The 24,126-nt window shown below is 60.1% G+C and carries 20 protein-coding genes; 11 read left to right on the top strand and 9 right to left on the bottom strand.

The window, feature by feature from the left end:
* Window positions 1–29 precede the first annotated feature (29 nt).
* The 4 genes from WFR25_RS03090 to WFR25_RS03105 all read right to left on the bottom strand — a co-directional run bounded on the left by WFR25_RS03090 (window position 30) and on the right by WFR25_RS03105 (window position 4,165).
* Window positions 30–1,547 (bottom strand): CRTAC1 family protein, encoded by a 1,518-nt coding sequence (locus WFR25_RS03090; protein ID WP_336968417.1) that lies wholly within the window; start codon window positions 1,545–1,547, stop codon window positions 30–32.
* Window positions 1,548–1,566: 19 nt separating this feature from the next.
* The gene (locus tag WFR25_RS03095) at window positions 1,567–2,886 is read right to left on the bottom strand and encodes an MFS transporter (protein WP_336968419.1); all 1,320 of its coding nucleotides are present in this window, start codon (window positions 2,884–2,886) and stop codon (window positions 1,567–1,569) included.
* A 63-nt stretch (window positions 2,887–2,949) separates the two neighbouring features.
* Window positions 2,950–3,990, bottom strand: a complete 1,041-nt coding sequence (locus WFR25_RS03100; protein WP_336968420.1) for a FecR family protein — start codon at window positions 3,988–3,990, stop codon at window positions 2,950–2,952.
* A complete protein-coding gene (locus tag WFR25_RS03105) occupies window positions 3,920–4,165 on the bottom strand; it encodes a sigma factor-like helix-turn-helix DNA-binding protein (protein WP_336968422.1) in 246 nt (81 codons plus the stop codon). Before WFR25_RS03105 ends, WFR25_RS03100 begins: the two co-directional genes overlap by 71 nt.
* A 149-nt stretch (window positions 4,166–4,314) precedes the next feature.
* On the opposite strand from WFR25_RS03105, the gene WFR25_RS03110 reads away from it, so the two are divergent.
* Window positions 4,315–5,664: an IS1380-like element ISSp1 family transposase gene (locus WFR25_RS03110; protein ID WP_013039775.1), complete on the top strand. Its 1,350-nt coding sequence runs from the start codon at window positions 4,315–4,317 to the stop codon at window positions 5,662–5,664.
* A 55-nt stretch (window positions 5,665–5,719) separates the two neighbouring features.
* On the opposite strand, the gene WFR25_RS03115 is transcribed toward WFR25_RS03110, so the two are convergent.
* Complete coding sequence (locus WFR25_RS03115) at window positions 5,720–6,223, bottom strand: RNA polymerase sigma factor (protein ID WP_336968428.1); 504 nt, start codon at window positions 6,221–6,223, stop codon at window positions 5,720–5,722.
* A 130-nt stretch (window positions 6,224–6,353) separates the two neighbouring features.
* Between WFR25_RS03115 and WFR25_RS03120 the strand changes: the two genes are divergently transcribed.
* The 5 genes from WFR25_RS03120 to WFR25_RS03140 all read left to right on the top strand — a co-directional run bounded on the left by WFR25_RS03120 (window position 6,354) and on the right by WFR25_RS03140 (window position 15,839).
* Window positions 6,354–9,173: a TonB-dependent receptor gene (locus WFR25_RS03120; RefSeq protein WP_336968430.1), complete on the top strand. Its 2,820-nt coding sequence runs from the start codon at window positions 6,354–6,356 to the stop codon at window positions 9,171–9,173.
* Between the two features lie 162 nt (window positions 9,174–9,335).
* Entirely contained in the window at window positions 9,336–11,846 is a 2,511-nt protein-coding gene (locus tag WFR25_RS03125) for a TonB-dependent receptor plug domain-containing protein (RefSeq protein WP_336968431.1), read from the top strand.
* A gap of 19 nt (window positions 11,847–11,865) precedes the next feature.
* Window positions 11,866–13,971: an acylase gene (locus tag WFR25_RS03130; protein WP_336968432.1), complete on the top strand. Its 2,106-nt coding sequence runs from the start codon at window positions 11,866–11,868 to the stop codon at window positions 13,969–13,971.
* A gap of 148 nt (window positions 13,972–14,119) precedes the next feature.
* A complete protein-coding gene (locus tag WFR25_RS03135; RefSeq protein ID WP_336968434.1) occupies window positions 14,120–15,286 on the top strand; it encodes a DUF2157 domain-containing protein in 1,167 nt (388 codons plus the stop codon).
* On the top strand, window positions 15,279–15,839 hold the full coding sequence (locus tag WFR25_RS03140) for a GDYXXLXY domain-containing protein (RefSeq protein ID WP_336968437.1): 561 nt from the start codon (window positions 15,279–15,281) through the stop codon (window positions 15,837–15,839). The genes WFR25_RS03135 and WFR25_RS03140 overlap by 8 nt, the downstream gene beginning before the upstream one ends.
* A gap of 36 nt (window positions 15,840–15,875) precedes the next feature.
* On the opposite strand, the gene WFR25_RS03145 is transcribed toward WFR25_RS03140, so the two are convergent.
* Window positions 15,876–17,003 (bottom strand): zinc-binding dehydrogenase, encoded by a 1,128-nt coding sequence (locus WFR25_RS03145; protein ID WP_336968438.1) that lies wholly within the window; start codon window positions 17,001–17,003, stop codon window positions 15,876–15,878.
* A 111-nt stretch (window positions 17,004–17,114) separates the two neighbouring features.
* Between WFR25_RS03145 and WFR25_RS03150 the strand changes: the two genes are divergently transcribed.
* Together WFR25_RS03150 and WFR25_RS03155 are read left to right on the top strand one after the other, a co-directional pair.
* Window positions 17,115–17,573, top strand: a complete 459-nt coding sequence (locus tag WFR25_RS03150; protein WP_336968439.1) for a hypothetical protein — start codon at window positions 17,115–17,117, stop codon at window positions 17,571–17,573.
* A 50-nt stretch (window positions 17,574–17,623) separates the two neighbouring features.
* Window positions 17,624–18,487, top strand: coding sequence for an ImmA/IrrE family metallo-endopeptidase (locus WFR25_RS03155; RefSeq protein WP_336968442.1), 864 nt, complete (start codon window positions 17,624–17,626; stop codon window positions 18,485–18,487).
* A gap of 295 nt (window positions 18,488–18,782) precedes the next feature.
* On the opposite strand, the gene WFR25_RS03160 is transcribed toward WFR25_RS03155, so the two are convergent.
* Both WFR25_RS03160 and WFR25_RS03165 read right to left on the bottom strand, forming a co-directional pair.
* Window positions 18,783–19,439: a spermidine synthase family protein gene (locus tag WFR25_RS03160; RefSeq protein ID WP_336968444.1), complete on the bottom strand. Its 657-nt coding sequence runs from the start codon at window positions 19,437–19,439 to the stop codon at window positions 18,783–18,785.
* Between the two features lie 35 nt (window positions 19,440–19,474).
* A complete protein-coding gene (locus WFR25_RS03165; RefSeq protein WP_336968446.1) occupies window positions 19,475–19,612 on the bottom strand; it encodes a hypothetical protein in 138 nt (45 codons plus the stop codon).
* Window positions 19,613–19,819: 207 nt separating this feature from the next.
* Here WFR25_RS03165 and WFR25_RS03170 point away from each other — a divergent pair, with 207 nt between their 5' ends.
* Complete coding sequence (locus WFR25_RS03170) at window positions 19,820–20,089, top strand: hypothetical protein (RefSeq protein ID WP_336968447.1); 270 nt, start codon at window positions 19,820–19,822, stop codon at window positions 20,087–20,089.
* Between the two features lie 45 nt (window positions 20,090–20,134).
* Window positions 20,135–21,592, top strand: coding sequence for a CYTH and CHAD domain-containing protein (locus WFR25_RS03175; protein WP_336968449.1), 1,458 nt, complete (start codon window positions 20,135–20,137; stop codon window positions 21,590–21,592).
* Between the two features lie 35 nt (window positions 21,593–21,627).
* Here the strand turns inward: WFR25_RS03175 and WFR25_RS03180 are convergent, their stop codons facing one another.
* Window positions 21,628–22,041, bottom strand: a complete 414-nt coding sequence (locus tag WFR25_RS03180) for a MarR family winged helix-turn-helix transcriptional regulator (protein ID WP_336968450.1) — start codon at window positions 22,039–22,041, stop codon at window positions 21,628–21,630.
* Window positions 22,042–22,178: 137 nt separating this feature from the next.
* On the opposite strand from WFR25_RS03180, the gene WFR25_RS03185 reads away from it, so the two are divergent.
* On the top strand, window positions 22,179–23,900 hold the full coding sequence (locus WFR25_RS03185; protein WP_336968451.1) for a chloride channel protein: 1,722 nt from the start codon (window positions 22,179–22,181) through the stop codon (window positions 23,898–23,900).
* Window positions 23,901–24,126: the final 226 nt, after the last annotated feature.

Here is a 24,126-nt window from a genome sequence, read left to right on the forward strand (position 1 = left end):
AATGCAGGCCCGGTTTAAGCGCTATGACGCTATTTGCCTTGGCGAACGACGAGGGATTTGCCGGTATATTTTTTGGGGCTCACATTCTGGATGGTCTGCATCTGCCTGCCGCTCGCGCTCATATAGGTGACTTCCACGGTAACCGGGGTCATGGATGTCAGTCCGAAATGGACGGGCGCGGCATTTTGTGAGTTATAGCCGTCGCCAGTCGATACTTGCCGGGTCGCCAGGATTTTCCCGGCCTTGTCATAGAGCCGCACTTCCGCACCCATTTTGGTGAAGCGGCCCTTTACGTCGAGCACCGTTACGCTCAGGCTTCGGCGCGCATCTGCATTGGGCAGGTCGTTGTGAAAAAGGAAGTGCCCGCCCTTGTCGGTGTAACCACGCATGACCGACAGGTCGAGCGCCCCGTCAGCGTCATAATCCACCCATTGAACGCCATGGTCACCCACATTGAGTTTGGATTCCGGTGTCAGCACGTTCACGAAGCCTTTGCCGCCCTGATTATGGAACAGGCTATCCTTGGGGGTCTGCTGGTTACGCTCGCCGGTATAGGAGGTGACGAAGAGATCCAGATAGCCGTCATTATCATAATCGCCCCATACCGCGCCGACCGCATGATTTTCGATGCCGACGCCCATCTCTTTGGCAACGTTGGAGAAGGTGCCGTCGCGATTGTTCCGGTAGAGAGCGTTATGCCCGTAATTGGGTACGAACAGGTCTAGATAGCCATCATTGTCATAGTCGCCCACAGCGCAGCCGACGCCCCCTTCTTCCTTGGTGCGCCCCGGATTATCGACGCCGGCCTGCGCTGCCACATCGACAAAAGCAGTCCCATCGTTGCGCCACAGGGAATCGGTAGCGCCCGACTGATTGGCAAGGAACAGATCCAGGTCGCCATCGCGGTCATAGTCGAACCAGCAAGCGCCAACAGTCGGGCGCGGATCGGACAGGCTGGTGCCCGCAAAAACCTGCACAAACTTGCCCTGGTCGTTGCGAAACAGGGCATTGGGACCGATGCGGTTCGAGGCGTAAAGGTCCAGATCGCCGTCATTGTCATAGTCGAGCCAGCTCGTCTGACGAGCGGAACGTCCCGGAATTGTCAGGCCCAGTTCGGGGGCGACATTGGTGAATGTCCTGCCGCCCTCATTATGAAACACCAGGCTCAACTGGTCGGGCATGGTTGCCCCACCCAACAGGTCGACCCAGCCGTCGCCGTCATAATCTCCCCAGGCGACCCCCCGCATTTCCGGACCGGACGATGGCAAGCCAACCGCGGGGCCGATATTCACGAACTTGCCCTTGTCGTTGCGATACAGGCGGATATCGCCCCCCTTCAAAGATACTGCCAGGTCGAGGTCGCCATCATTATCGAAATCGGCCCAGCTATTGGAAAGCGATCCGGCAATGGCGAAGTCGGCCTCCTGAATGGATGTGAAAGCGGGTTCCTTGGCGGTGCCTGCATCCTCAGCATGGCTGATGCCTGCTTGCAGAACGAGCAGGAGTGGCAGGGTGCGGGACAATGTCTTGGGCAATGAAGTCTTCATGGTGGCTCCCCTGGGTCGATCAGATACGGCTGGTGGTGCGTGTGTCAGGCATGCGGATATAGACGATGAGCGAAACGGCGATCATGGCGGTAACGTACCAGTAAAAACCGCCTTCCAGATCTTGTGCTTTCAGCCACAGGGCAACGAACTCGGCGGTGCCGCCGAACAGCGTATTGGCCAGGGCATAAGGCAGGGCGACGCCCAGCGCGCGGATATGGGCGGGGAACAGTTCTGCCTTCACGACCGCGTTGATCGACGTATAGCCGGTAACGATGACCAGCCCCGACAATACGAGCAGAAACGCGCCGAAGGAGGATGTAACCGTTTCAAGCCGGGTGAAGATCGCCGTCGTAAACAACACGCCACCGATCCCGAAGGCCAGCAGGAGCGGCTTGCGTCCGACGCGGTCGGAAAGCCAGCCTGCCAAGGGCTGAAGCAGCATATAGATGAACAGCGCCGAGGCCATGATTGCGGTCGCCGTCTGACGTCCGAAGCCGGCGCTGTTGACCAGGAATTTCTGCATGTAGGTGCTGTAGGCGTAGAAGGCGAGCGTACCGCCTGCGGTCAGCGCCATAACCAGAAGTACCTCGCGCGGATGCCGCCGGATCAGCATCCATCCGCCCGAACGGGGCTTGCCGGCATCCGCCGCGCTTTCTTCGAACTGCTCTGTCTCTCGCAACCCGCGGCGCAGATAATAGACGCCGACCGCCATCAGCCCACCCACCGCAAAGGGAATACGCCATCCCCAGCTTTCCAGTTGCTGCTCGGTCAACAGTAACTGGAGGAGAAGCAGCACGCACAGCGCCAGCAACTGACCGGCGATCAGCGTCACATATTGAAAGCTGGAGAAAAAGCCGCGTTGACCATCCTGCGCCATTTCCGAAAGATAGGTGGCGCTGGCGCCATATTCGCCGCCCACCGACAGGCCCTGCATCAGCCGTGCGAGCAACAGGAGCAGGGGTGCAGCCATGCCGATGGAGCCATAGCCGGGGATGCAGGCAATCATCAGCGAACCGCCGCCCATCAGCATGACCGATACGGTCAGGCCCGCTTTGCGCCCCTTGCGATCGGCATACGTTCCCATCATCCATGCGCCCAGGGGACGCATGAGAAATCCGACGGCAAAGATCGCTGCCGTGTTCAGCAGTTGTGCGGTGCTGTCGTCCGATGGGAAAAAGACGGGCGCGAAGTAGAGGGTGAAGGCCGAATAGACGTACCAGTCATACCATTCGATCAGATTTCCGATCGATCCTCCCAGGATGGAGCGAAGGCGGTCCTTGCTTGAAATCGGGGCCTTGCTTGAAATGGGCGCAGGAGGACGAAGAGGTACATGTTCCATGGATGCTGAAACGGACAGCTTTCAACACTCTGCTACCGAAGCAAAGCTTTTCCCTTTTTCACCCTATTCGGCAGCAACCAGAATGACGGAATCGTCGTTGCCCGCGACAGCGCGAAGCCCGAAGCCCCGTTCCAGCGCCAGCACGAAATCATCGGATCTGTTGCTGTGGAAGGTTCCGCCTATGCGCATGCTGGCGATCGCGGGATCGCCGATGACCAGCGGTGTGGCGCGATAGCGGTTAAACTCTGCCACGGCCTGCTCCAGCGTATCGCCGTCGAACTCGATCATGCCGTTCTGCCAGGCGATGCGCTGTTTCAATTTGTCGCTGGCCAGTGGCGTAACCGCTATACTGCCGCTGCGCACGGCGGCGCTCTTGCCCGCGCCGATCCGGTGTTCGGGCGATCCGCCATTTTTCACCGCGACCACGCCCTCTATAACGGTCAATTCCGTCAGTTCAGGGCGTAACCGGACATTGAACGTCGTGCCGACTGCACGAACCTGCGTACCGTCAGCATCCACGATGAACGGCCTGATCCGGTCGTGCGCGACATCAAATCGCGCCTCCCCCTTCAGCAGTTTGATCGATCGGATGTTTTCCCTAAGCGCGACCTCGATCGAACTGTCGGTATTGAGATGAGCGACAGATCCGTCAGCAAGGCGCACGGCACGCGTTTCACCCAAGGCCGTGCGATAGTGATCCACTGTCCCGATCAGGCGCAGGGTCACAGTACCCGCGACACCAACCACTGCGGCGGCAACCGCCATGCCCAGCCATGCCCTGCGGTTTATCGGCGAGGCCCGGTGAATAAAGGGATTGTGCGGGCCATCAGCAGAGGGGTCATCAGCAGAGACAGGGGCTGCAAATCCATCAACGCGAGACGGCACAACAATCGGGTCGTCAGGCAACTCGCTTAATCGTTCAGCAAGCTCCCATCCCGCTTCCGCCTTGGCAAAGGCAAATCCATGCATGGGGTCGATCGCGACCCATGCATAGGCTGCGTCCCAGTCGGCCTGGGCGTCGCTTGCGCGCGCTTTAAGAAACAGACGGGCTGCTTCGGCTTCGATGGCCTGAATTTCCTCCGCGCTTTTGTAGCGACCACCCAAATCCGGAACCCTCGAACTGCCCAATGGCGTGCATTATCTTTACCGCTGCGCGCGTCAAATGCTTGTCCACTGTAAAAACGGACAAATCCATCTCTTCTGCTATCTCCTTCACCGATTTACCGTGAACGCGGCGCTGAATAAAGGCTCGGCGACATTGTGGCGGCAGGGTTTCCAATATCGCCTGGAGATGCCTTAGCCCGCCTTATTCACCAAAAGTGTCCTGAAGGGTTGGCGGGAGTGGCGTAAGCCTCTGATCTGAATTAGGAACTGGGTGTCTAAGCCGAACCTGCCGCAGGGCAGAAAATGCCACGGGCCACACCCGCCATGAACGATGATATCGCAAGCTCATTTGGATTCCCAGCAGTCGGCCGCAAGAAAATCACAGCTGCGTTCGACGGTGGCCGGCTTACCTCGGATGGCGGTGTTCTACTGCTTGCACAGGCCGAGCGCGCGATGGGGATTTGCCAGCGCCTGGCGGCTTGTATTGCCGATCCGCGCGATCCAGCGCGGGTGATCCATCGCCTGGATGACATTCTGCGTGCCCGTGTGTTCGCGATTGCGTGCGGCTATGAGGATGCCGATGATCTCGATGCTCTGCGCGACGATCCAGGCTTCCGCCTGGCGCTCGGCAAGCTGCCGGAATCGGGCGCGGGGCTGGCCAGCCAACCGACGATGAGCCGGTGGGAAAATGCACCGACTACGCGCGAACTGGCCAGCATGATGGCCGCGATGATCGACATCTACTGCGCCAGCTATCCCGCCCCTCCGACAGCGGTCACGCTGGATATCGACGACACGTGCGACGTCGTGCATGGCTATCAACAGCTCTCGTTCTGGAACGGGCATCATGGGGAGCGCTGCTTCCTACCGATCCATATCTACGACACCGCGACCGGCAGGCCGGTGGCCATGCTGCTGCGCACAGGCAAGACGCCTTCTGGAAAGGAGGCGGCGGGGCACATCCGACGCCTGGTGCGTCACCTGCGCCGTAATTGGCCCGATACCCACATCACTATCCGCGGCGACGGGCACTATGGTCGACCCGAGGTCATGGCCTACTGCGATGCGGCCCGCGTCGATTACGTGTTCGGCCTGCCCACCAATTCAGCGCTGCGCGCCGATCCCGCCATTGTTGCGGTCGCCGATGCCTGCGCGGTCAAGCGCGCCCAGCGTCAGTGTCCCGTCCTGCGCAACTATGCCGAGACCCGCTATGGGGCAAAGACCTGGAAGTGCCAGCGTCGCGTCGTTGCACGGATCGAGGCCAGCACGCTGGGCATGGACATCCGCTATGTCGTCACCTCGTTGGCAACAGGATCGGCCGAGCACATCTACGACACGCTCTACTGCGCGCGTGGTCAGGCCGAGAACCTGATCAAGCGCCACAAGTCCCAGCTCGCCAGCGACCGAACCTCGTGCCGCTCGGCCAATGCCAATCAGATGCGCCTGATACTGCACACTGCCGCATACTGGCTGCTATGGCGCATCCAGCAGGCGATGCCCAGGACCGCTGCTCTGGCAAGCGCGGAGTTTACCACCTTGCGCCTGCGGCTGCTCAAGGTCGCTGCGCGCGTCGTAGAAAGTGCTAGCCGCATCCGCATTGCCTTCGCTTCCGCCTGTCCGGATGCCGACCTGTTCCGCGCCCTCGTTCTCCGGCTGAAGCCTGCGCCGACGTAGCCCATGCGGCAGCGCCGCAGAACTCCGAGCCCAGCCCTTCAACCCGAAAAGCCCATCAATCCGAATGCGGTGAAACAAACGCCAGCGATGCCGGTCGTCCGCGCAATACAGCCAGCCGCAGCAAATGCCCAGAGCGGGCCCGAAACCGAGCGTCGTGAATAAGAGAGGTTAACTCGTCGCGGGCATGCAGCGTGGCTTCGGTCGAATGATCGGCATGAAGCACATCCAGTTCCGCAACCAGTTCAAGGGAAACGACTTTTTCGCGTCTGGCCTCATCTATCAACAGGTTTCGCGCGATCTGGAACAGATAGGCTTTGCCGGAAGTGGTTCGTGTCACGTCGCCATTGGCGTAGGCGCGGGTCATGCATTCGGCGACCAGATCGTCCACGTCGCAAGGCCGGTTTACGATCCGGCGCAGACGCGCCCTCAACGCACCTTCATGCGGCAGGATCGCGATCTTGAACCAATCCAGTCGTACCCTGATCGATTCCATGCAATTCCCCTTTTTAACCTGGCTTGATCCCTTCGCGACATTTGATTTTGGCGCACTCGCCGCCATGGCCGGATCGAGAGCGAAGTACCGCGCATGTTGCTGCAACAAAAATGAGATATTTTAATCCATCGCTAGCAGAAACGTAGAGTCCCCTCGTTTCCACCATCAGAACATTCGAAAATTTCAAGGGGGCTTCATGACGCGAAATATTCTGCGTGCGGCTATTACATCGTCTGCTGCGATTGTGGCAGTCGCGGCGGCGCCATCCGTTTCCGCTGCTGCGGCCGTGAAATTCGATATTCCGGCCCAGTCGATGCAAGCCGCCCTTGCGCAATTTTCCCGACAGTCGGGCATTCAAATCCTGTTTTCCTATGATCAGGTCGAGGGGCTTCGCGCACCGTCGGTAAATGGCCGCATGGCCCCCAATGTTGCGCTATCCCGTCTCATCGCGGGCAGTGGTCTCAAGGTGTCGCTCGCCAACAGCAATGTGATCGCCTTGTCGCTGATCGGTGGCGCAAAGCCAGCGCGCCGGATGGAGGTCGCCAGTCTGTCGGTTACCAGCCTGCCGATGAGCATGCAGTCCGCCATGATGGTTCAGGGGAGCGCCGCTTCCATCGCCCCACAGGCAGCGCTGGACGAACCGGGACCGGATATCGTCGTGACCGGGTCGCGCGGCCTCGCGCGGACGATTACGGATAGTCCCACGCCGATCGACGTCATTTCAGCCAAGGAACTCGAAGCCACGGGCAAGCCCGGCGTTCTCGCCGCGCTCAACACACTGGTGCCCAGTTTCAACGTGCCGACCCGCGCAGGTGGCGGCATTTCCACGGTCATCAGCACTGGCGGCCTGCGCGGCCTGAATCCCGATCAGACGTTGATTCTGGTCAACGGCAAGCGTCGCCACAAGACATCGCTCATCAATTCGGTCTCCTCCTTCTACAATGGCTCGGTCCCGGCCGATCTTGATCTCATCCCCACCTCGGCCATCGACCATATTGAGGTGCTGCGCGACGGTGCCGCCGCGCAATATGGGTCGGACGCTATCGCCGGCGTCATCAACCTCATTCTGAAAAGCGGTACGAATGGCGGTTCGGCCTCTTTCACCGCAGGGCAGAATTATGACCGTTCCGATGGCGAAAATTATCTGGTGCAGGGAAACTGGGGCACCAAGCTGGGTGAATCGGGCTTCCTCGACATTTTCGCCAATGGCAAGATCCAGCAGGTTTCGAACCGCGCCGTGCCGATCGCCGATAACATCAACCTCTATCCGCTCGTCAACGGTCAACGTGACCCGCGCGAAGCCACGATCGACCGCCTCGTCACCAAAAATTATGGTGCTTTCCCGGCCAAGGGTTTCAACGTCGGCTATAATGTTGGCTATGATGCGGGCGGCATTCACCTTTATTCCTTCGGCACCTACAGCCAGCGCAATTCGGAACTGAACTTTACCTTCCGTGCCCCAAACAACACGGCGACCCTGCCAGAGGTCTATCCCAATGGCTTCCGGCCGCGCCTCGACGTTGTGGAAGATGATTTTGAATTCGCGCTGGGCCTGAAGGGTCAGGTCGCTGGATGGGACTGGGATCTCAGCACCACCTATGGCAAAAATTATGCCTATCGTCAGGGCTATGAAACCTACAATCCCACGCTTGGGCCGACTAGCCCGACTGAACTGTATGTCGGTGCGCTGAAGTCCACCGAATGGGTCAATTCGCTCGATCTCACCAAGGGCTTCGACGTTGCCGGGCATTTGCAGGTTTCCGCCGGTCTTCAGCACCGTCACGAAACCTATGAGATAATGCCCGGCGAGCCGGATTCCTATGCGGCGGGCGGCTATACCTATGTCAGGAACGGCGTGACGATCCGTCCCGCACCCGGTGGGCAGGCGGCCAACGGCATCACGCCGGAGGATGCGGGCAGCATCTCCCGCGACAATCTGGCGGCCTATGCCGATGTCGCCTGGGACCCCAGTCCGTCGACCACGATCGGCGCAGCCGCGCGGTTCGAACATTATGATGATGCCAGCGGAGATACGTTGATCGGCAAGGTCAATTTCCGTCAGGCTGTAACGCCCTGGTTCTCGTTCCGGGGGGCGGCAGGCACGGGCTTTCGCGCGCCCGCTCTCGCGCAACAAATCTACGCCTCCACCAGCGGTCAGTTCCGCATGATCGCAGGCGTTCTCAACCTGTTGCAGATCAAGACGCTTCCTGTGGGGTCTGCCGCAGCGATAGCCCTTGGTTCCGAACCGCTGACGCCGGAAAAATCAACCAACTTCTCGGGTGGGTTCGTATTGACGCCGCTGCAGAATCTCAGCGTCACCGTTGACGCCTATCAGGTCAAGGTGAAGGACCGTATCGCCGTTACCTCGACGCTGACGGGCAGTGCGGTGTCGGCCATCCTGATCGCCAATGGCCTGTCGTCCGACATCAGTGCACAATATTATACAAATGCCATCGACACCCGGACACGGGGCATCGATATCGTGGCAAGCTATCGCCACGCGCTGGGCGGTCTCAAACTATCCTGGAACCTTGGGTATAATTACAACAAGACCAGGATCACCAACATCAAGGCCAATCCTCCAGAACTCGCTTCACTCGGTGCCGGTTTCGTGTTGTTTGATCGTCTGTCGCAGATGAATATCACAGAAAATCTGCCCAAGACGAAGCTGTTCATCGGGAATGTCGCGACGCTTGGCGACTTCAGCCTGTCGAGCCGCGTCACCCGCTTCGGCTCGTTCAACTCGTTCGGCAATGCAACCGCGACAGTCGGCGGCGTACCGGTTTATGGCAGCGATCGCCATTTCGGGGCCAAGTTCATAACCGATACCGAGTTCACCTGGCAGGCGACGCCGGTGCTGGCCGTATCGGTTGGTGCGAACAACCTGTTCAACGTTTACCCCGACTATGACTCTGCCTCGGCAAATGCCAGCCTGGGGTCCGGCTTCTACGCCACCAGCGGCGCCTATGGCTTCACCGGCGGCTATTATTACGGGAAGGTCGCGGTCAAATTCTGATCTTCCCTCCGGTGCATGCGCCCGATAGTCGCCCGCGCCCTTTCGGGATGTGCTGCGCACGATGGGCCGGAAAAATCCGCAAAAAGCCTGGGTGGACTAGCAGAAGCGGCGGGCGCCCGCGTTTACCCAATCAAAGCAGTTCATATTCCCTGGGGGGTCTTCATGTCGCGCACATTTCTGAAATCCATCGGCCTGGTGTCGACCGCATTGGCGGGCGTGCTGGCTATGCCATCCTTCGCCATTGGCCAGGATGCCGCGCCGCAGGCGAGCGGCGAAGACGTTGGTTCTGCCATCGTCGTCACCGGATCGCGCGGTCAGCAACGGACCGTTGTCGATAGCCCGACGCCGATCGACGTCATCTCCGGCGAAGACCTGGAACGGACCGGCAAGGCCGGCGTATTCTCCGCCCTCAATACGCTGGTGCCCAGTTTCAACCTGCCGGTCAGGGCCGGCGGCGCTACTTCCACGGTGATCGCGACTGGCGGCTTGCGTGGCCTGAACCCCGATCAGGTGTTGATCCTGGTCAATGGCAAGCGCCGCCACAAGACATCGCTCATCAACGCGGTGTCCACGCTCTATAATGGCTCGGTCCCCGCCGATCTGGACATGATCCCGGTGGCCGCCATCGACCATATCGAGGTGCTGCGCGACGGCGCTGCCGCGCAATATGGGTCGGACGCCATCGCGGGCGTCATCAATATCATCCTGAAGGACGATAATTCGGGCGGTTCGGCCGGTTTCACGGCTGGCCAGAATTTCGACCGGTCAGACGGCGAACTTTATCAGGCGAACCTTAATTTCGGTATGAAGCTGGGTGAAAACGGCTTTGCCAATTTCTCGCTCAACCTAAAGAAGCAGGAAATGTCGAACCGCGCGTTGCCGCTGGCCGACTGCACACGCACTGCCACCACGACCTGCCTCTACCCGCTTGTCGGCGGTCAGCTCGACCCGCGCGATGCCGCAGCCGTCGGCACGGAACGGATCGTTACGACCAGCTTCGGCGCCATGCCTTCGCGCAGCATCAACACCGGGCTGAACGCTGGCTACGATCTGGGCGATATCCATCTCTATGCTTTTGGCACCTACAGCCAGCGGCGGTCGGACCTTTGGTACTCGTATCGTTATCCCAAGGACGTCAACAACGTCATGGGCATCTATCCCAATGGCTATCGTCCGCATGTGATGATCGACGAGGAAGATTTCGAATTCGTGCTGGGCGCCAAGGGTCTGGTTGCTGGTTGGGATTGGGATTTCAGCACTGGCTATGGCCGCAACCGTGCCCGCCAGTCGTCGGAAGGGACGGTCAACCCGACCCTGGGTGTGCTCAGCCCCACCGAATTCTATATCGGTACGCTCAAATCCTCGGAATTCGTGACCTCGCTGGATCTGACGCGCGGTTATGACGTGGGGGGCGGCAACCTTCAGGTGTCGGCGGGCGCGCAGCACCGCCACGAACGCTATCAGACCTTTGCGGGCGATCCGGCAAGCTATGCGACTGGCTCCAATATCGTGGCGGGCATGACGCCGGGCGCGCAAAGTTCGGCCGGTTTCCAGCCGCAGGACGCGGCCTATATGTCGCGCGACAATGTCTCCGTCTATGGCGACCTGGCTTGGGACCCCAGCAAGGATCTGACCATCGGTGCGGCCGCGCGCTTTGAACATTATGATGACGGCAGCGGCAACACGCTGATCTGGAAGGTCAATGGCCGTTATGCCGCCACACCCTGGCTGGCGGTGCGTGCTGCCGCCAATACCGGCTTCCGCGCCCCGGCCGTGGCGCAGCAAATCTATACCCAGACGACCAACCAGTTCCGGACGGTCAACGGCGTCAACAACGTCCTGTTGCAGATCAAGACACTGGGCGTGAACGATCCGGCGGCGATCGCATTGGGCGCAAAGCCGCTGACGCCCGAAAAGTCGTTCAATATTTCCGCTGGTGTCGTGTTGACGCCGATGCGCAACTTCAACCTGACGATCGACGCCTATCAGATCGACGTCGACGACCGTATCACCATCACCAGCACGCTGACGGGCACGGTGATTTCGCAGATCCTGCTCGCCAACGGCTTCTCCTCACAGGAGGCGCAGACCCTGTCGGCGCAATATTATACCAACGCCATCGACACCCGCACGCGCGGCATCGACATTGTTGCGTCGTACAAGCACAGCCTGTTCGACGTGGCCGACATGCAGTGGAATATCGGCTACAATTACAACAAGACAAAGATCCGCAAGATCATCGACAATCCGTCGGAATTGAGCGCAATCAATTTCGAACTGTTCGACCGTAGCCGTCGCAGCAACATGACGACGAACCTGCCGCGCACGAAACTGTCGATCAGCAATTACACAAGCGTCGGCGACTTTTCCCTTTCCACGCGTCTCACCCGCTATGGGAAGTTCGATGTCCTCCAGAACGGCGTTACAACTGCGGGTGTCACCACCTATCCCAACGACCGCAGCTATGGCGCCAAATGGATTACGGACGTGGAATTGGGATGGCAGATCACGCCGATGGTCGACCTTGCGGTCGGCGCCAACAATCTGTTCAACGTCTATCCCGATGAAACGGGCCAGATCAGCGCCACGCTCGGGCAGGGCGCCTATCCGGGGACCTCTCCCATCGGTTTCACGGGCGGTTCCTATTATGCCCGTGTGGGCGTGAAATTCTGACAAGCGGGGAATGATCGATATGAACGCACGACCAATATTTCTCGCGCTGATGCTGGCGGGAACGGCTCTGGCGGCTCCCGCCGCCACGCCGTCCGCCTCGTCCACCAAATGGGGCGAGGGTGAAATCCTGTGGGACAGTTTCGGCGTTCCCCATATTTACGCCAAGACCGAGGAAGGCGGCTTCTATGGCTTCGGTTATGCGCAGGCGCAGAGTCACGGCAATCTGCTGCTGCGCATGTACGGTGAATCACGCGGGCGCGCGGCCGAATATTGGGGCGCGAAATATGACGCGCAGGACAAATGGCTTGTGGCCAACGACGTGCCCGAACGGTCGGCCCTGTGGTTCAAGCAGCAGGCGCCGCAGATGCAGAAGGATCTCAATGCCTTTGCGGCGGGCGTCAACGCCTATGCGGCGGCCCATCCAGACAAGATCGACCCCGCCATGGCCGTGGTCCTGCCGCTGAGCGGTGTCGACATCATCGGGCATGCCCATCGCCTCATGAACTTTGGCTATATCGCTTCGGACCGGAAAGTTCTGGTCGATCCTTCCACCAATGAAGCGGGAGGGTCCAACGCATGGGCGGTCGCGCCATCGCGGTCCGCCAGCGGCAAGGCGATGCTGCTTGCCAACCCGCATCTTCCCTGGGCGCCCAGCCAGTTGACCTATTATGAAGCGCAGATCACAGCGCCCGGCCTTTCTATCTATGGCGCGACCCAGGTCGGCCTGCCGGTGCTGCGCTTCGGCTTCAACAATGACCTGGGCTTCACCAATACCGTCAACACCATGCAGGGCTTCACCAGTTACAAGCTGACCCTGGCGGATGATGGCTATCGTTTCGACGGCAAGGTCCTGCCGTTTAAATCGGTCATGAAAAGCTACAAGGTCAAGCAGGCCGACGGCACGCTCAAGACCATCAACTTCGAGCAGAAAAGCGCGATTCAAGGACCGGTTTTCACCCTGCCGGACGGCAAGACTACCATTGCGCTCAAGGTGGCGGGTCTCGACCGCCCCGGCGTGCTCCAGCAATATCTGGACATGGGCAAGGCGCGGGACTGGGCCGCTTTCCAGAAGGCCTTGCGCACGATGCAGGTACCGATGTTCAACATCGTCTATGCCGATCGGGCAGGCCATATCCTCTATCTGGACAACGGCCTGCTGCCTAAACATCCCGATGGCGACCTCAAATATTGGTCGGCGCCAGTATCGGGCGATAGCTCCGCGACGCTGTGGAAGGATATCCACAGCTATGACGACATGCCCAAGATATTCGATCCCGCCAGCGGTTTCGTCCAGAACGCCAATGATCCGCCATGGCTCGCCACATGGCCACGCCAGCTCGATCCCAAGGCTTTTCCGGCCTATGTCGCACCCATAGGGCCGGTCAGCCAGCGGGCGCAGATGTCGATCAAGCTGATGTCGAGCAAGGACAAGATCGGCTTCGACGATTTCGTTGAACGCAAGCTGACCACGACATCACTGATGGCGCAGCGGATGCTGCCGGATCTGATCGCAGCGGCCGCCGCGTCGAATGACCCGGATATCCAGACAGCCGTTACGTTGCTGAAGGGTTGGGACCACAAGTTCGAGGCGGACAGCCGCGGCGCCCTGTTATTTGAAACCTGGGCGGCGATCTTTGCGCCGAAGAATTTCACCGACCAGTCCAACTACGCGGTTAAATGGACCCTCGATGATCCGCTGGCGACGCCGCGCGGCCTGAAGGATGCCGCTGCCGCCGTGGTGATGCTCAAGGAAGCGGTAGCCAAGACCAGATCACTCTATGGCGCGGTCGATCGCCCCTATGGCGATGTGTCTCGCTTTCACATCGGCGATGTCAGCCTGCCGGGTAACGGTGGCTACGGCAATACCGGCGTGTTTCGCACGATCACCTGGAGCCCGATGAAGAATGGCGAGCGGACGCCTGCTCATGGTGAAACCTGGGTGTCGATGGTCGAATTCGGGACGCCGATGAAAGCGGTAGGCATGATGAGCTATGGCAATAGCAGCCAGCCTGGGTCGAAGCATAACAGCGATCAACTGCGCTTCCTGGCCGACAAGACATTCCGCACATTCTGGATCGAACGCGCGGATGTCGAGAAAAACGTGGAGGAAGTGACGAAGTTTTGACCAGCCGCCGATGTGGGCGTTGAAGGCCAAAGCGCCTTCGCCACGCTTTCCGCCAGCGGTCGTGAAAGCCATGCAATGGACGGATCGACAATGGGATTGCTCTTCATCCCGAGCCAGCTAATCTGTTCCCTGAACAATGTGAGGGGCCATGTCGGAGCGCAAACTCAAAGCATGGCAACGTGCCGGCCTGATAGATGCTGAGACTGCGGAAAGAGTCCGGGTCTGGGAAGCCGGACATGCGCGACCGTTGGGCGTGTGGGCGATTGTCGGACTGGGCGCTCTGACCATCGGGCTGGGGATCGTGTCGGTGGTCGCGGCCAATTGGGACGCGATATCGGGGGAACTCCGACTGGCCGCTCACTTTATCCTCATGGTTGGGCTTGCAGCATGGCTTTGGGTGTATCTGCCCAAAAGGGAGAAGAACGACTATTTCAGTGACGGCGGGCTTTTTGTCGCTGCTGTCCTTGGGCTTACATTCTTCGCCCATGCTGGTCAGGTCTATCAAACCTCCTCTCCGCTTTGGCAGCCGTTGCTGGCCTGGCTTATCCTGTTCTCGCCGCTCCTGTTGCTGTTCGGAAGGGGGTGGCCGATTGCCACTTTGTGGATGGTTGGCGTGCTGGGGACGGCATGGTCTCATGCTGATGAATATGGCCATGTGTGGCTGTGGGGGACGCACGCGACGCCACCCTCCCACCCCGCACTCTATTGGGGACTGATCGCCTGTCCGCCGATGGTGATCGCGGCGTTTTCGGCAGCCATGCGCGGAATCAGTGTACGCCCCGCTTTCTGGCGACTTCTGGAACAACTGGCCATTGCCACGATCCTCGCCGGCCTCACCATCCTCATCATCGTCCGAGGATGGGAAAGCCGCTCAGACTATCTCTTTGGCAGCGTCGCCGTTCAAAGTCTGGCGCTGATCGGAGCGGCGGCGGCGATCTTTGTCGCTCGTCGGACGCGATCTGGCGAGGCTACGGCCAGGATTCTGGGCGTTGCAGCGGTGTTGCATACCGGTCAGGCGCTGCTGCTCGATCTTAGCGATCCAGACCGGGGGCCATGGATGAGCAGCCTTTTTTTCCTTATCCTATGGGGCGCCATTGCCGCTGGCGCGCACTATGCTGGCTGGCGTCGTATTTTCCAGCTCGCCGTGGGGCTGATCGCCGTGCGGATCATCATCCTCAGTTTCGAGCTGAACGACGATCTTTTAGGGAATGGCGTCGGTCTTATCCTCTCAGGCATCTTTGCGATGGCCGTTGCCTGGGCGACGGTGCATGTCTCAAAACGCTATGCGCCAGCGCAGGGGATGGCGCATGACTAGGCCTGTGCCCCTTCGCACCTGCCTGGCGGCCGCCCTTCTCCTGCCATTGATCGTGCTCGCTTACACATGGGGGGCAACCTATCGCCTGGCCCAACAGGGGCAGGATTGGCTCGTTCCCATCAACGGCTATGACCCAAGAGACTTGCTGCGCGGGCATTTCGTCCAATATCGCTATGACTGGCCGGTGAACAGGCCGTCAGCGGACCGGCGGGGTGAAGTGTCGGCCGCTCTTGATCCGACCCATGCCAGTCGGCTGTGCATAGAGGGTGTTGCACCAAATATCACCGGGGTTCGCGCACTTCCTTTTTCAGAAGATCAGGTCGGCTCGCAAGCGACGGAAGGGTGTGCGATCGTCGTCCACGCCACTCTGGGTACGCGTCGCGAGGTGCGGGGGCTGGAAACCGGTATTATGTTCACGTCGCAAGACCGCGCGATTGCGCTTTCACGCAGGCTCGCGGACCGGAACCAGCAGGGCTTTGTTCGTGTCAAGATCAGGTCGGATGGGGTGATGCGCCCCGTTGATCTGGAATTCAGGCCGCGTGTGAATAGCTAACGGCGCGTCTGATGCTGTTAACCGGACCGGAGCAGCTTAACCCAGGGTTGGCTTTATCAGGAATTTCTCGCCCGTGGCCTTTCGTTCATAGGCGCGCAGTATATCGGGATTCAAGGCGTCCGCCAAACCGATGACGCGCGTATAGTGGCTGGCGAAGGTGGTGGTCAGTTCGTCCACGACCCGCTGGCGCATCTGTTCTGCCACCTCCTTGCCGGCCTTGCGCAGAAACGGGAAGAGGAGCCAGCCCCCTACGCCCCACTGGAATCCGAACGACAGACGGTTGAGAACAGTCGGAGCTGTGTCGAGCGCGCCATAAATATAGAGCTGTTTGAACGTATCGGAACCATAGCGGCTATAGTCTGTCATGGCGCGGATGGCTGCCCGTTCCATGGCTTGCAGGATATCATTGCCCAGCGTTCCGCCGCCAATGGCATCGAAGGCGATCGTTGCGCCTGTTTGTTGCAGGGCATCCGTGAGCTGCGCGATGAAATCGTCATCCTTGCTGTTGAGGACATAGGTTGCGCCGATTTCGCGCAGAATCTGCGCTTGCTCGGCGGAGCGGACGATGTTGACGAGCGGTATATCGTCGGCAAGGCAGATTTTCTGGAGCATCTGCCCAAGATTGGACGCAGCGGCGGTGTGGACGATGGCTTTATGTCCTTCACGCCGCGCCGTCTCGACAAAGCCGAGCGCCGTGAGCGGGTTCACGAACATGGAAGCGCCGTCTGCGGTGCTGGCACCCTTTGGCAGAGGGATGACATCCGCCGCGCGAATCCTGCGATAGTCGGCATACATGCCGCCGCCGATCATCCCAACGCGCTTGCCCTCCAGTTCCGTCGCGTTCTTGCCCGCTGCGACTACCGTGCCTGCCGCTTCGTTCCCGATCGACAGTGACTGACCGAGCCGACCGCGCACGCCCGCAAGCCTGTCCTTCGGGACGTTGAACAGGAGCGTGGCCCCGCCACCTGCGCCAGCGGTCGCCAGGGAAGCGATATCTGCCGGTCCCAGCAGCAGGCCAAGGTCGCTCGGATTGATCGGGGCAGCCTCCACGCGCACGATGATTTCGTCATCGCCCGGATCGCCGATGGCGACATTCTCCAGAGACAGGGTGAGGACGCCATCCTCGTCAATGGTCGACCGCATTTCGCGTCCCGTGAGCATCATGGCTTACTCCGTTTATGGGCAGTATGAAGATCGGGCTGATCCACAGCTTTACAAGGTGCGAAGGGAAATGCTGATGTTTGATCAATGCTAAGCCAGGCCGAACAGGCAATCTTGAACCTGGAACAAGCGCGTGAACTGCGGGCTTCAGGCCGTTCCTATCGGGATATAGGCCGCACGCTGGCGCTTACCTCCGGCCAGCTTGGTCACATCCGGCGAACATTGAAGCGGGAGAAGGGCGCGCGCACAAGGCTGCGCAGGGCAAAGCCGGACTCCACGGATCGCGATCTGCCGGTCAGCCAGTCCATCCTGCCGACCGGTCTGCGAAAGCGTCTGACTGCCTCGGGCTATCGAACGCTCGGCGACCTGGCGGACAGGCTTGCCGATCCTGATTTCCCCGGTCTGGAGACGCTGCCGGGTATCGGTCCGCACAAAGCAAGGCTGGTGAAGGGCGTATTGGATCATTTCGGCCTGCTCCCCGGCCCGGACGACCTCCAGTTCGCGGTCGAGCACCTCTTTCCCGAATTTCAGGATAGGTGCCCGGCTGCGGCAGGCCAGATACTGAAGTCCTGAACACTCCATAATCGTCGCGCATCGAGCATGTTTGCGATACGAGCGCGGGAATGCAGAATAGCGCACTCTTGAAGGAACTGGCGGATTGTGGATCTCCGGAGACGCTGCTCGTCGCGATAATGAAGCATCATCCAGATCTTTGTGCTCCGGTGGATGTCGAGGCGATCGCAAGAAATGCCGGAATCATCGAGTTTCGCGTTTCCGAAGCAGAAGGCCCAACGAGCGCGATGATGGCGGACATCGACAAGACAAAGGGTGTCATCCTGTGCGCGGCTGGTTTGTCGGCGCAGCGTCGCCGCTTTGCCATCGCACATCAGCTCGGACATTTTCTCATCAAGGCGCAGCGCGGCGACCGGCACTGCACCAGCCGCGACCTAGGCGAAAACCGGCGTGATACCCCGCGTCGCAAGGAAGAGATGCAGGCCAACCGCTTCGCCGCTGGCCTGCTGATGCCAAAGCCATTGTTCACCACATTCGTCGACGGCCTGGGCAAGCCGACAGTCACGCATCTGCCCGCCATTGCCGCTGCTTACAATGTTACCCTCGAAACGGCGGCAAGTCGTTATGTCGATCTGACACAGGCCATGTGCGCGTTCGTCTTCATCAAGGATGGCATCGTGCGCCATGCCCGACCGTCGCGATCCTTCCCGATGCTCTCGATCCGCGCGGGAGAGGCCGCTCCCGTCGCGGTTCTGTCGGCGAATCCGAATGATCGGATTGCGTGGCTGCCAGCAGACGTCCGCGACTGGGTGCCGGTATCCCGTGGCGTTCGCCCGCCAAAGCTGACGATGCAGATATTCAGCAAGGAGAATGGCTTTCAGCTTGTCATGCTGTTTGCGAACGCGGCAGCGGAGCGGCGGGCTGATGAGGAGGATGAGAAGCTGGCGACCCAGAGTCCAAAATTCGGCCGCTGATCGGTGGCTTTTTATTTGGACGATGGTGCGAAGTTGGGGCGGACACGCTAGTATGATCTTTTACGGACAAGGGCTTCCATGAACGGATATGTGCAATTCGAGACCCCTGACGGGGAGCCAATCACTCTCAATGCAGATCGTGTGAATTTTGTACGACGGTATAGAGGGGGAAGCGACGCCAGCGCGGTGAATTTCGAGAAGGGCAATTACGTCGTTGTGAAGGGAAGCCTCGACGAAGTGACCAAGGTGCTTGCCGAAGGGTAGCGGAGTGCCGGAATCGAGCGACCTGTTCCGCTCAGCTTTCCCGTATCGCCAGCCAAATCACATGCCGGGCGCCCCGACCGCGCTCACCGGTACGCAGGCTGACCTCTTCGACCATGAATCCGGCGTCCTCCAGACGGTCGGCAAAGCCATGTTCAGGATAGCTTGACCAGATCGCCAGCACGCCACCGGGCCGCAACGCCGTATGGGCCGCGCGCAGTCCCCAATCGCAGTAAAGGCGGTCATTGGCCGCGCTGATCAGCCCGTCCGGCCCATTGTCAACGTCCAGCAGGATCGCATCAAATTGTTCGGGCGGCCCGGAAATGATGTCGTGGACATCGCAAATCTCTATCGCCACACGCGGATCGTCCAGCGTTCCGCCGAACAGATGCGCCAGCGGCCCTCTGGCCCATTCCACGACCTTGGGGACAAGTTCGGCGACAACAACGCTCGCGCTTCCAGGCAAGGCCGCGAGCGCTGCGCTCAGCGTAAACCCCATGCCAAGCCCACCGATCAGCATGCGGCCGTGCTCCATGCCCATCCGCTGGCACGCAAGCGTCGCCAACGCCTCCTCGGACCTGCTGGCCCAGCTCACCATCAATTGGGTTTCGCCATATTCGATCGCGAAATCGTCGCCGCGTTGCTTCAGCTGCAACTGGCCACCGCCTGGAATATCTGCCGTGTCGATCAATTCGACGGGTAGATCCCGGGCCTCGATGGCGGCGTTCAGGAGGTGGCCTTTGCCGGCGGAGTAGCGGTCTTGGCGGCAGCGGCAGTCTTCTCGATCGCCGCCGCTTGCTTGCGCGCGGCAGTCTGACGAATGGCGCGGTTGCGCCGGTTATTGGCTGTGCGCAGCTGGCCCATTGATGATCCTATCAGCTTGTATCGCGCGCAGCGTTGGCCGGATCGGCATTCATCAGACGGCGATAGATATGCCTCCATGCGCATATCCGGGCGATTGTGACAAGGCGCATCTGACGCGCTGACGCTCTGATGATCGGTTGCACCCCTTGATTGCTGTATGCGATGATCGGAAACCTTAGCCATTAATCAAACAAGGTGAAGGCAAGCATGACCTTTGACGACCAGCTTCGCCGCTATTTTGGATCTGTGGATCTTGACGCGGTCCCGGCCCCCGCGATTGCGGCGGGTGTCGAAAGGATGCGCGTGGATTTCGGCCTGGAGACCGATCGCGGCCGACGCTTTGCCCTTTGGTCGCTTTTGTTTCTGTTGGGAGCCGCGCCTGATCTCGATGCTTTCGAAAATCCCGTGGATCGGGATGCCGCGCGCGATTTCATGGAAATGATGGAGAAGGATCCTGCGGAAAATCGCTTTCGATGATGTGTTGGTCTATAAGTGAGACCAGGCATGGAAAGGACAGGGCGGGTGGCGATTGAAACCGAACTCAAGCTGGAAATCGCGCCGGAAGCCGCCGCATTTCTGGAGGCTTCCGACCTGCTGAGCGGTTCGGCGCACATCGTCAAGCAACGCGCTATTTATTTCGATACCCCAGGCAAAACCCTTCTGTCAGAAGGCATATCTCTGCGTATTCGGCGGGAGGGGCGGAAACGCATCCAGACAATCAAGATAGCCAGCGGCCCAGCTGCAGGTCTTTTCGCCCGTTCCGAATGGGAAATGGCGGTCAAGAATGACGAGCCTGTTATCGACGCGGACGGGGAATTGGCCAAACTTCTGGGCGAAAGAGCAAGCGCACTGGCGCCTGCCTTTGAGGTCCTGATCGAACGGCGCACCTGGATGCTGCAAGAGAGCGAATCGCACATCGAACTCGTCATCGATCGGGGCGCTGCCAAAGTGGCCGGACGGGAATCGCTGGTCAGCGAAATCGAGCTTGAGCTTAAGTCCGGCGATCCCGCCGATCTGTTCAGCCTTGCCCGAAAACTGGACGCGATAGTGCCGGTTCGGCTGGCTATGCTCAGCAAGGCGGAGCGTGGCTACGGGCTACTTGGCCCGGCGGTAGAGGCACGCAAGGCTGAGCCGATACCGCTGGATGGCGAGGTGATAGCCGCCGAAGCCTTCCGTCGGATTGCCCTGTCCTGCCTTAGGCAATACCGTTTGAATGAGGCGGTGCTGCTCGAAGCATGGCAGTCGGCGGCCCTGCATCAAGCCCGAGTCTCGCTCCGGCGCTTGCGTTCCGCGTTCACGATCTTCAAGCCGATGCTCGGCGGCGACCGTGCTGACAAGTTCAATGCTGCATTGCGCGATCTGTCGGCGGTACTTGGACAGGCCCGAAACCTCGACGTCCTGCGCGATAGATGTACCGTCGAACCTCTCCGACGGCGCATTGATGAGGCCAGGGTCGAGGCGTATGCGCGCGTCAAAGAGGAACTGGCATCAGACCATGTTCGCGCGTTGATGCTTGATCTTTTGCAATGGATTGATGGGCGCCATTGGCTGCGCGAACGGGAGAGCGTTGGCATCCAAAGCAGGGCGGGCAGAGACTTTGCAGGCGAAGCGCTCGATCAGCTACACAGGCGGATCAAGAAACATGGCCGCAGGCTGAAAGCCGGGACCGATGAGGATCGGCATAAGGTGCGGAAAGATGCCAAGAAGCTCCGTTATGCTTCCGATTTTTTTGCAGACTTCTTTGACCTGCCTCGGCAGGAGCGCAAGGCAGCGAAATTCACAAAATTACTGGAGCTGTTGCAGGAGAAACTCGGAACGCTGAACGATCACAAGACCGCGCAGGAACTGATCGATAGCCTTGACCTTCATGGCCAATCTGGCGTTGTCGAACTGCTTGGCGAATCCCGGCGTGAGAAGCTGATCAAGCGTGCCGACAATGCCTGGGAGGAACTGATCGATCTGAAACGCTTCTGGCGATAGCTGCCGCCGCCTTACCCTGAACGACCAGTGTAATATCAGTCGAACCGGGACAACATGCCTTCCAGCAGGGGTTTGAGGCGACGGATTTCCTCCCGATGGGTTGCGGAAAGCGCGGCCAGCAGGGTGAGGGCCTTGTCCGTCAGATGCAGGACTGCGCGTCTCCGATCCTCCGGGGCCACATGGCGCGTGACTAGATCCAGTGTTTCAAGACGGTCGATCAGCCCTGTGGCGCTGTGGGGCTTCAGCAGCAGCCGTTGGGCGACATAGCCAATGGTCGACTGGCCCGCTTCGGCGCCACGAATGGCCAGAAGGGCCTGATGCTGCTGGGGTGTCAGGCCGGTTTCCCTGGCCCGTTCGTCGCTGAATGCGTGGAATTGACGCAGCGCAAAACGGAAATCCGCGAGCGCGGCGTAGTCCGCGTCGTGCAGGTCACTGACATTCCGGTTCATGCTTCGACACCTTCTTGAAAAACATCGTAATACGATATAATGGCGACCCCGCAACGCAGCAAGGTAACGCAATGACGCCAGCATCGCACGAAATAGCCGATAATCCTCGCCTCGCAGATCATAGCGCTGATCGGCGTATGATCATGCTCGCCTTCATGGCGATCGCGGTAGGCACAGGGGGAGCGTTGGGGGCGTGGCTTCTGCTGCAACTGATAGCATTGGCCACCAATCTCTTCTGGTTTGGCCGCCTCTCGCTGGACCATGCCAGCATTGCCGATACGCAGGTCGGCCTCGCCATCATCGTCATTCCGGTGGTTGGCAGCCTGATCATCGGGGTGATGGCACGCTATGGCTCGGACAAGATCCGGGGCCATGGTATCCCTGAGGCGATCGAGACGATCCTGTTCGGGGAAAGCCGCCTGTCCGCCAAGGTCGCCATACTCAAGCCGCTTTCATCGGCGATATCGATCGGAAGCGGCGGGCCATTCGGTGCGGAAGGGCCGGTCATCATGACGGGCGGCGCCATCGGATCGCTTTTTGCCCAATGCTTCCATCTGAGCGCCGCCGAACGCAAGACGCTGCTGGTCGCCGGGGCCGCCGCTGGCATGACCGCGATTTTCGGAACGCCCCTTGCCGCCATCCTGCTGGCGATCGAGGTGCTTCTGTTCGAATGGAAACCGCGCAGCTTCGTCCCTGTCGTGGTGGCCGTGCTGATATCCGTTGCCTGGCGTCCGACCCTGATCGGCAGCGGCCCAATGTTCCCCGCCGCGTTCGTCATGCCGTCCAGCCTTTGGGCGCTGGTTGCCGCCGCGGGCCTTGGCATCGTCATGGGGCTGGAAGCGACCCTGCTGTCGGGCGCGCTCTATCGTATCGAAGATCTTTTCCATCGCTTGCCCATGCATTGGATGTGGTGGCCGGCGATTGGAGCGATCGTTGTCGGCGTAGGGGGTCTGATGGATGCCCATGTCCTGGGCGCGGGTTATGAGAGTATCCAGGCTTTGCTGGACGGTTCGCTTACGCTGCGGGCGATCCTGGCCCTGCTTGCGATCAAGGCGGTCGTCTGGCTCGTGGCGCTTGGTTCCGGCACATCCGGCGGCGTACTGGCGCCGCTTCTGATCCTCGGCGGGGCGCTTGGATGCCTCATCGGTCAGTTCCTGCCGGGTGATCCGGGCTTCTGGGCCATGATCGGCATGGCAGGGATTTTGAGTGGCGCGATGCGCGCGCCGATCACTGGCGCGTTGTTCGCGGTAGAGTTGACGGGGCACTTCGAAGCCCTGTCGTTCACCATTGCCGCGGCAGGCGGCGCCTATGCCGTCAGCGTGCTGCTGATGCGCCGGTCGATCCTGACCGAGAAAATCGCGCGGCGCGGCCGACATATCTTGCAGGAATATTCCGTTGATCCGCTGGATTTCATGCAGGCTGATCAATTGATGACCGCCAATCCGGAGACACTGCCCGGAACGATGACGATCAGCGAGGCGCTGGCATTTTTCGCAGAACAGGCCAGGCATCGCAGCTATCCGGTGGTGGATTCCGCGCACTGCCTCATCGGCCTGGTTTCACGCAGCGACGCGTTGCGCTGGCGGATCAACGACAAAGATGGCGACACAAGCCTGGCGGACAGTCTGTCCGACGCGTCGCAACCCGTGGCCTATCCGGAAACCCTAAGCGGCGTTGTGGCTGACCTGATCGTGGCTTCTGGCATCGCTCGCATACCGATCGTCGATCAACAGACCCGCAAAGTCGTCGGAATCCTGTCGCGACAGGACTTGTTGAAGGCACGCAGCAGCCATCGTCAGGGGGAGATGCACAGGGCGCGCTTTGTCGGGCTGGGTGTGAGCGGGGACTCGCGCGGATAGGGATTGCGTGGCGGCTGCCGGAGCGGCATCTCTGCGTCCCTGATGAGGGTCGGGATGTTGCAGCGCCGTCATTGATTGAGAAGCGGGCGGCGCCAATCCAGCCTTTCGAACTGGCAGCCTTTCCTGCGCTGGCTTCCGCTTAATTTGTACCGCTGTTTGTCAGTGATGACTTGTCAGCATTGCGATCGACCGCCCTCGCCGCAATGGGCATTGTGCAAATGCCCAA

Source organism: Sphingobium aromaticiconvertens (genome assembly GCF_037154075.1).
Taxonomy (GTDB): domain Bacteria; phylum Pseudomonadota; class Alphaproteobacteria; order Sphingomonadales; family Sphingomonadaceae; genus Sphingobium; species Sphingobium aromaticiconvertens.

Coding starts and splice junctions, on each gene's coding strand:
- WFR25_RS03090 (WP_336968417.1), bottom strand. CDS start 1,547: ATGAAGACTTCATTGCCCAAGACATTGTCCCGCACCCTGCCACTCCTG.
- WFR25_RS03095 (WP_336968419.1), bottom strand. CDS start 2,886: ATGGAACATGTACCTCTTCGTCCTCCTGCGCCCATTTCAAGCAAGGCC.
- WFR25_RS03110 (WP_013039775.1), top strand. CDS start 4,315: ATGAACGATGATATCGCAAGCTCATTTGGATTCCCAGCAGTCGGCCGC.
- WFR25_RS03115 (WP_336968428.1), bottom strand. CDS start 6,223: ATGGCGGCGAGTGCGCCAAAATCAAATGTCGCGAAGGGATCAAGCCAG.
- WFR25_RS03120 (WP_336968430.1), top strand. CDS start 6,354: ATGACGCGAAATATTCTGCGTGCGGCTATTACATCGTCTGCTGCGATT.
- WFR25_RS03125 (WP_336968431.1), top strand. CDS start 9,336: ATGTCGCGCACATTTCTGAAATCCATCGGCCTGGTGTCGACCGCATTG.
- WFR25_RS03130 (WP_336968432.1), top strand. CDS start 11,866: ATGAACGCACGACCAATATTTCTCGCGCTGATGCTGGCGGGAACGGCT.
- WFR25_RS03135 (WP_336968434.1), top strand. CDS start 14,120: ATGTCGGAGCGCAAACTCAAAGCATGGCAACGTGCCGGCCTGATAGAT.
- WFR25_RS03140 (WP_336968437.1), top strand. CDS start 15,279: ATGACTAGGCCTGTGCCCCTTCGCACCTGCCTGGCGGCCGCCCTTCTC.
- WFR25_RS03145 (WP_336968438.1), bottom strand. CDS start 17,003: ATGATGCTCACGGGACGCGAAATGCGGTCGACCATTGACGAGGATGGC.
- WFR25_RS03155 (WP_336968442.1), top strand. CDS start 17,624: ATGCAGAATAGCGCACTCTTGAAGGAACTGGCGGATTGTGGATCTCCG.
- WFR25_RS03165 (WP_336968446.1), bottom strand. CDS start 19,612: ATGGGCCAGCTGCGCACAGCCAATAACCGGCGCAACCGCGCCATTCGT.
- WFR25_RS03170 (WP_336968447.1), top strand. CDS start 19,820: ATGACCTTTGACGACCAGCTTCGCCGCTATTTTGGATCTGTGGATCTT.
- WFR25_RS03180 (WP_336968450.1), bottom strand. CDS start 22,041: ATGAACCGGAATGTCAGTGACCTGCACGACGCGGACTACGCCGCGCTC.
- WFR25_RS03185 (WP_336968451.1), top strand. CDS start 22,179: ATGATCATGCTCGCCTTCATGGCGATCGCGGTAGGCACAGGGGGAGCG.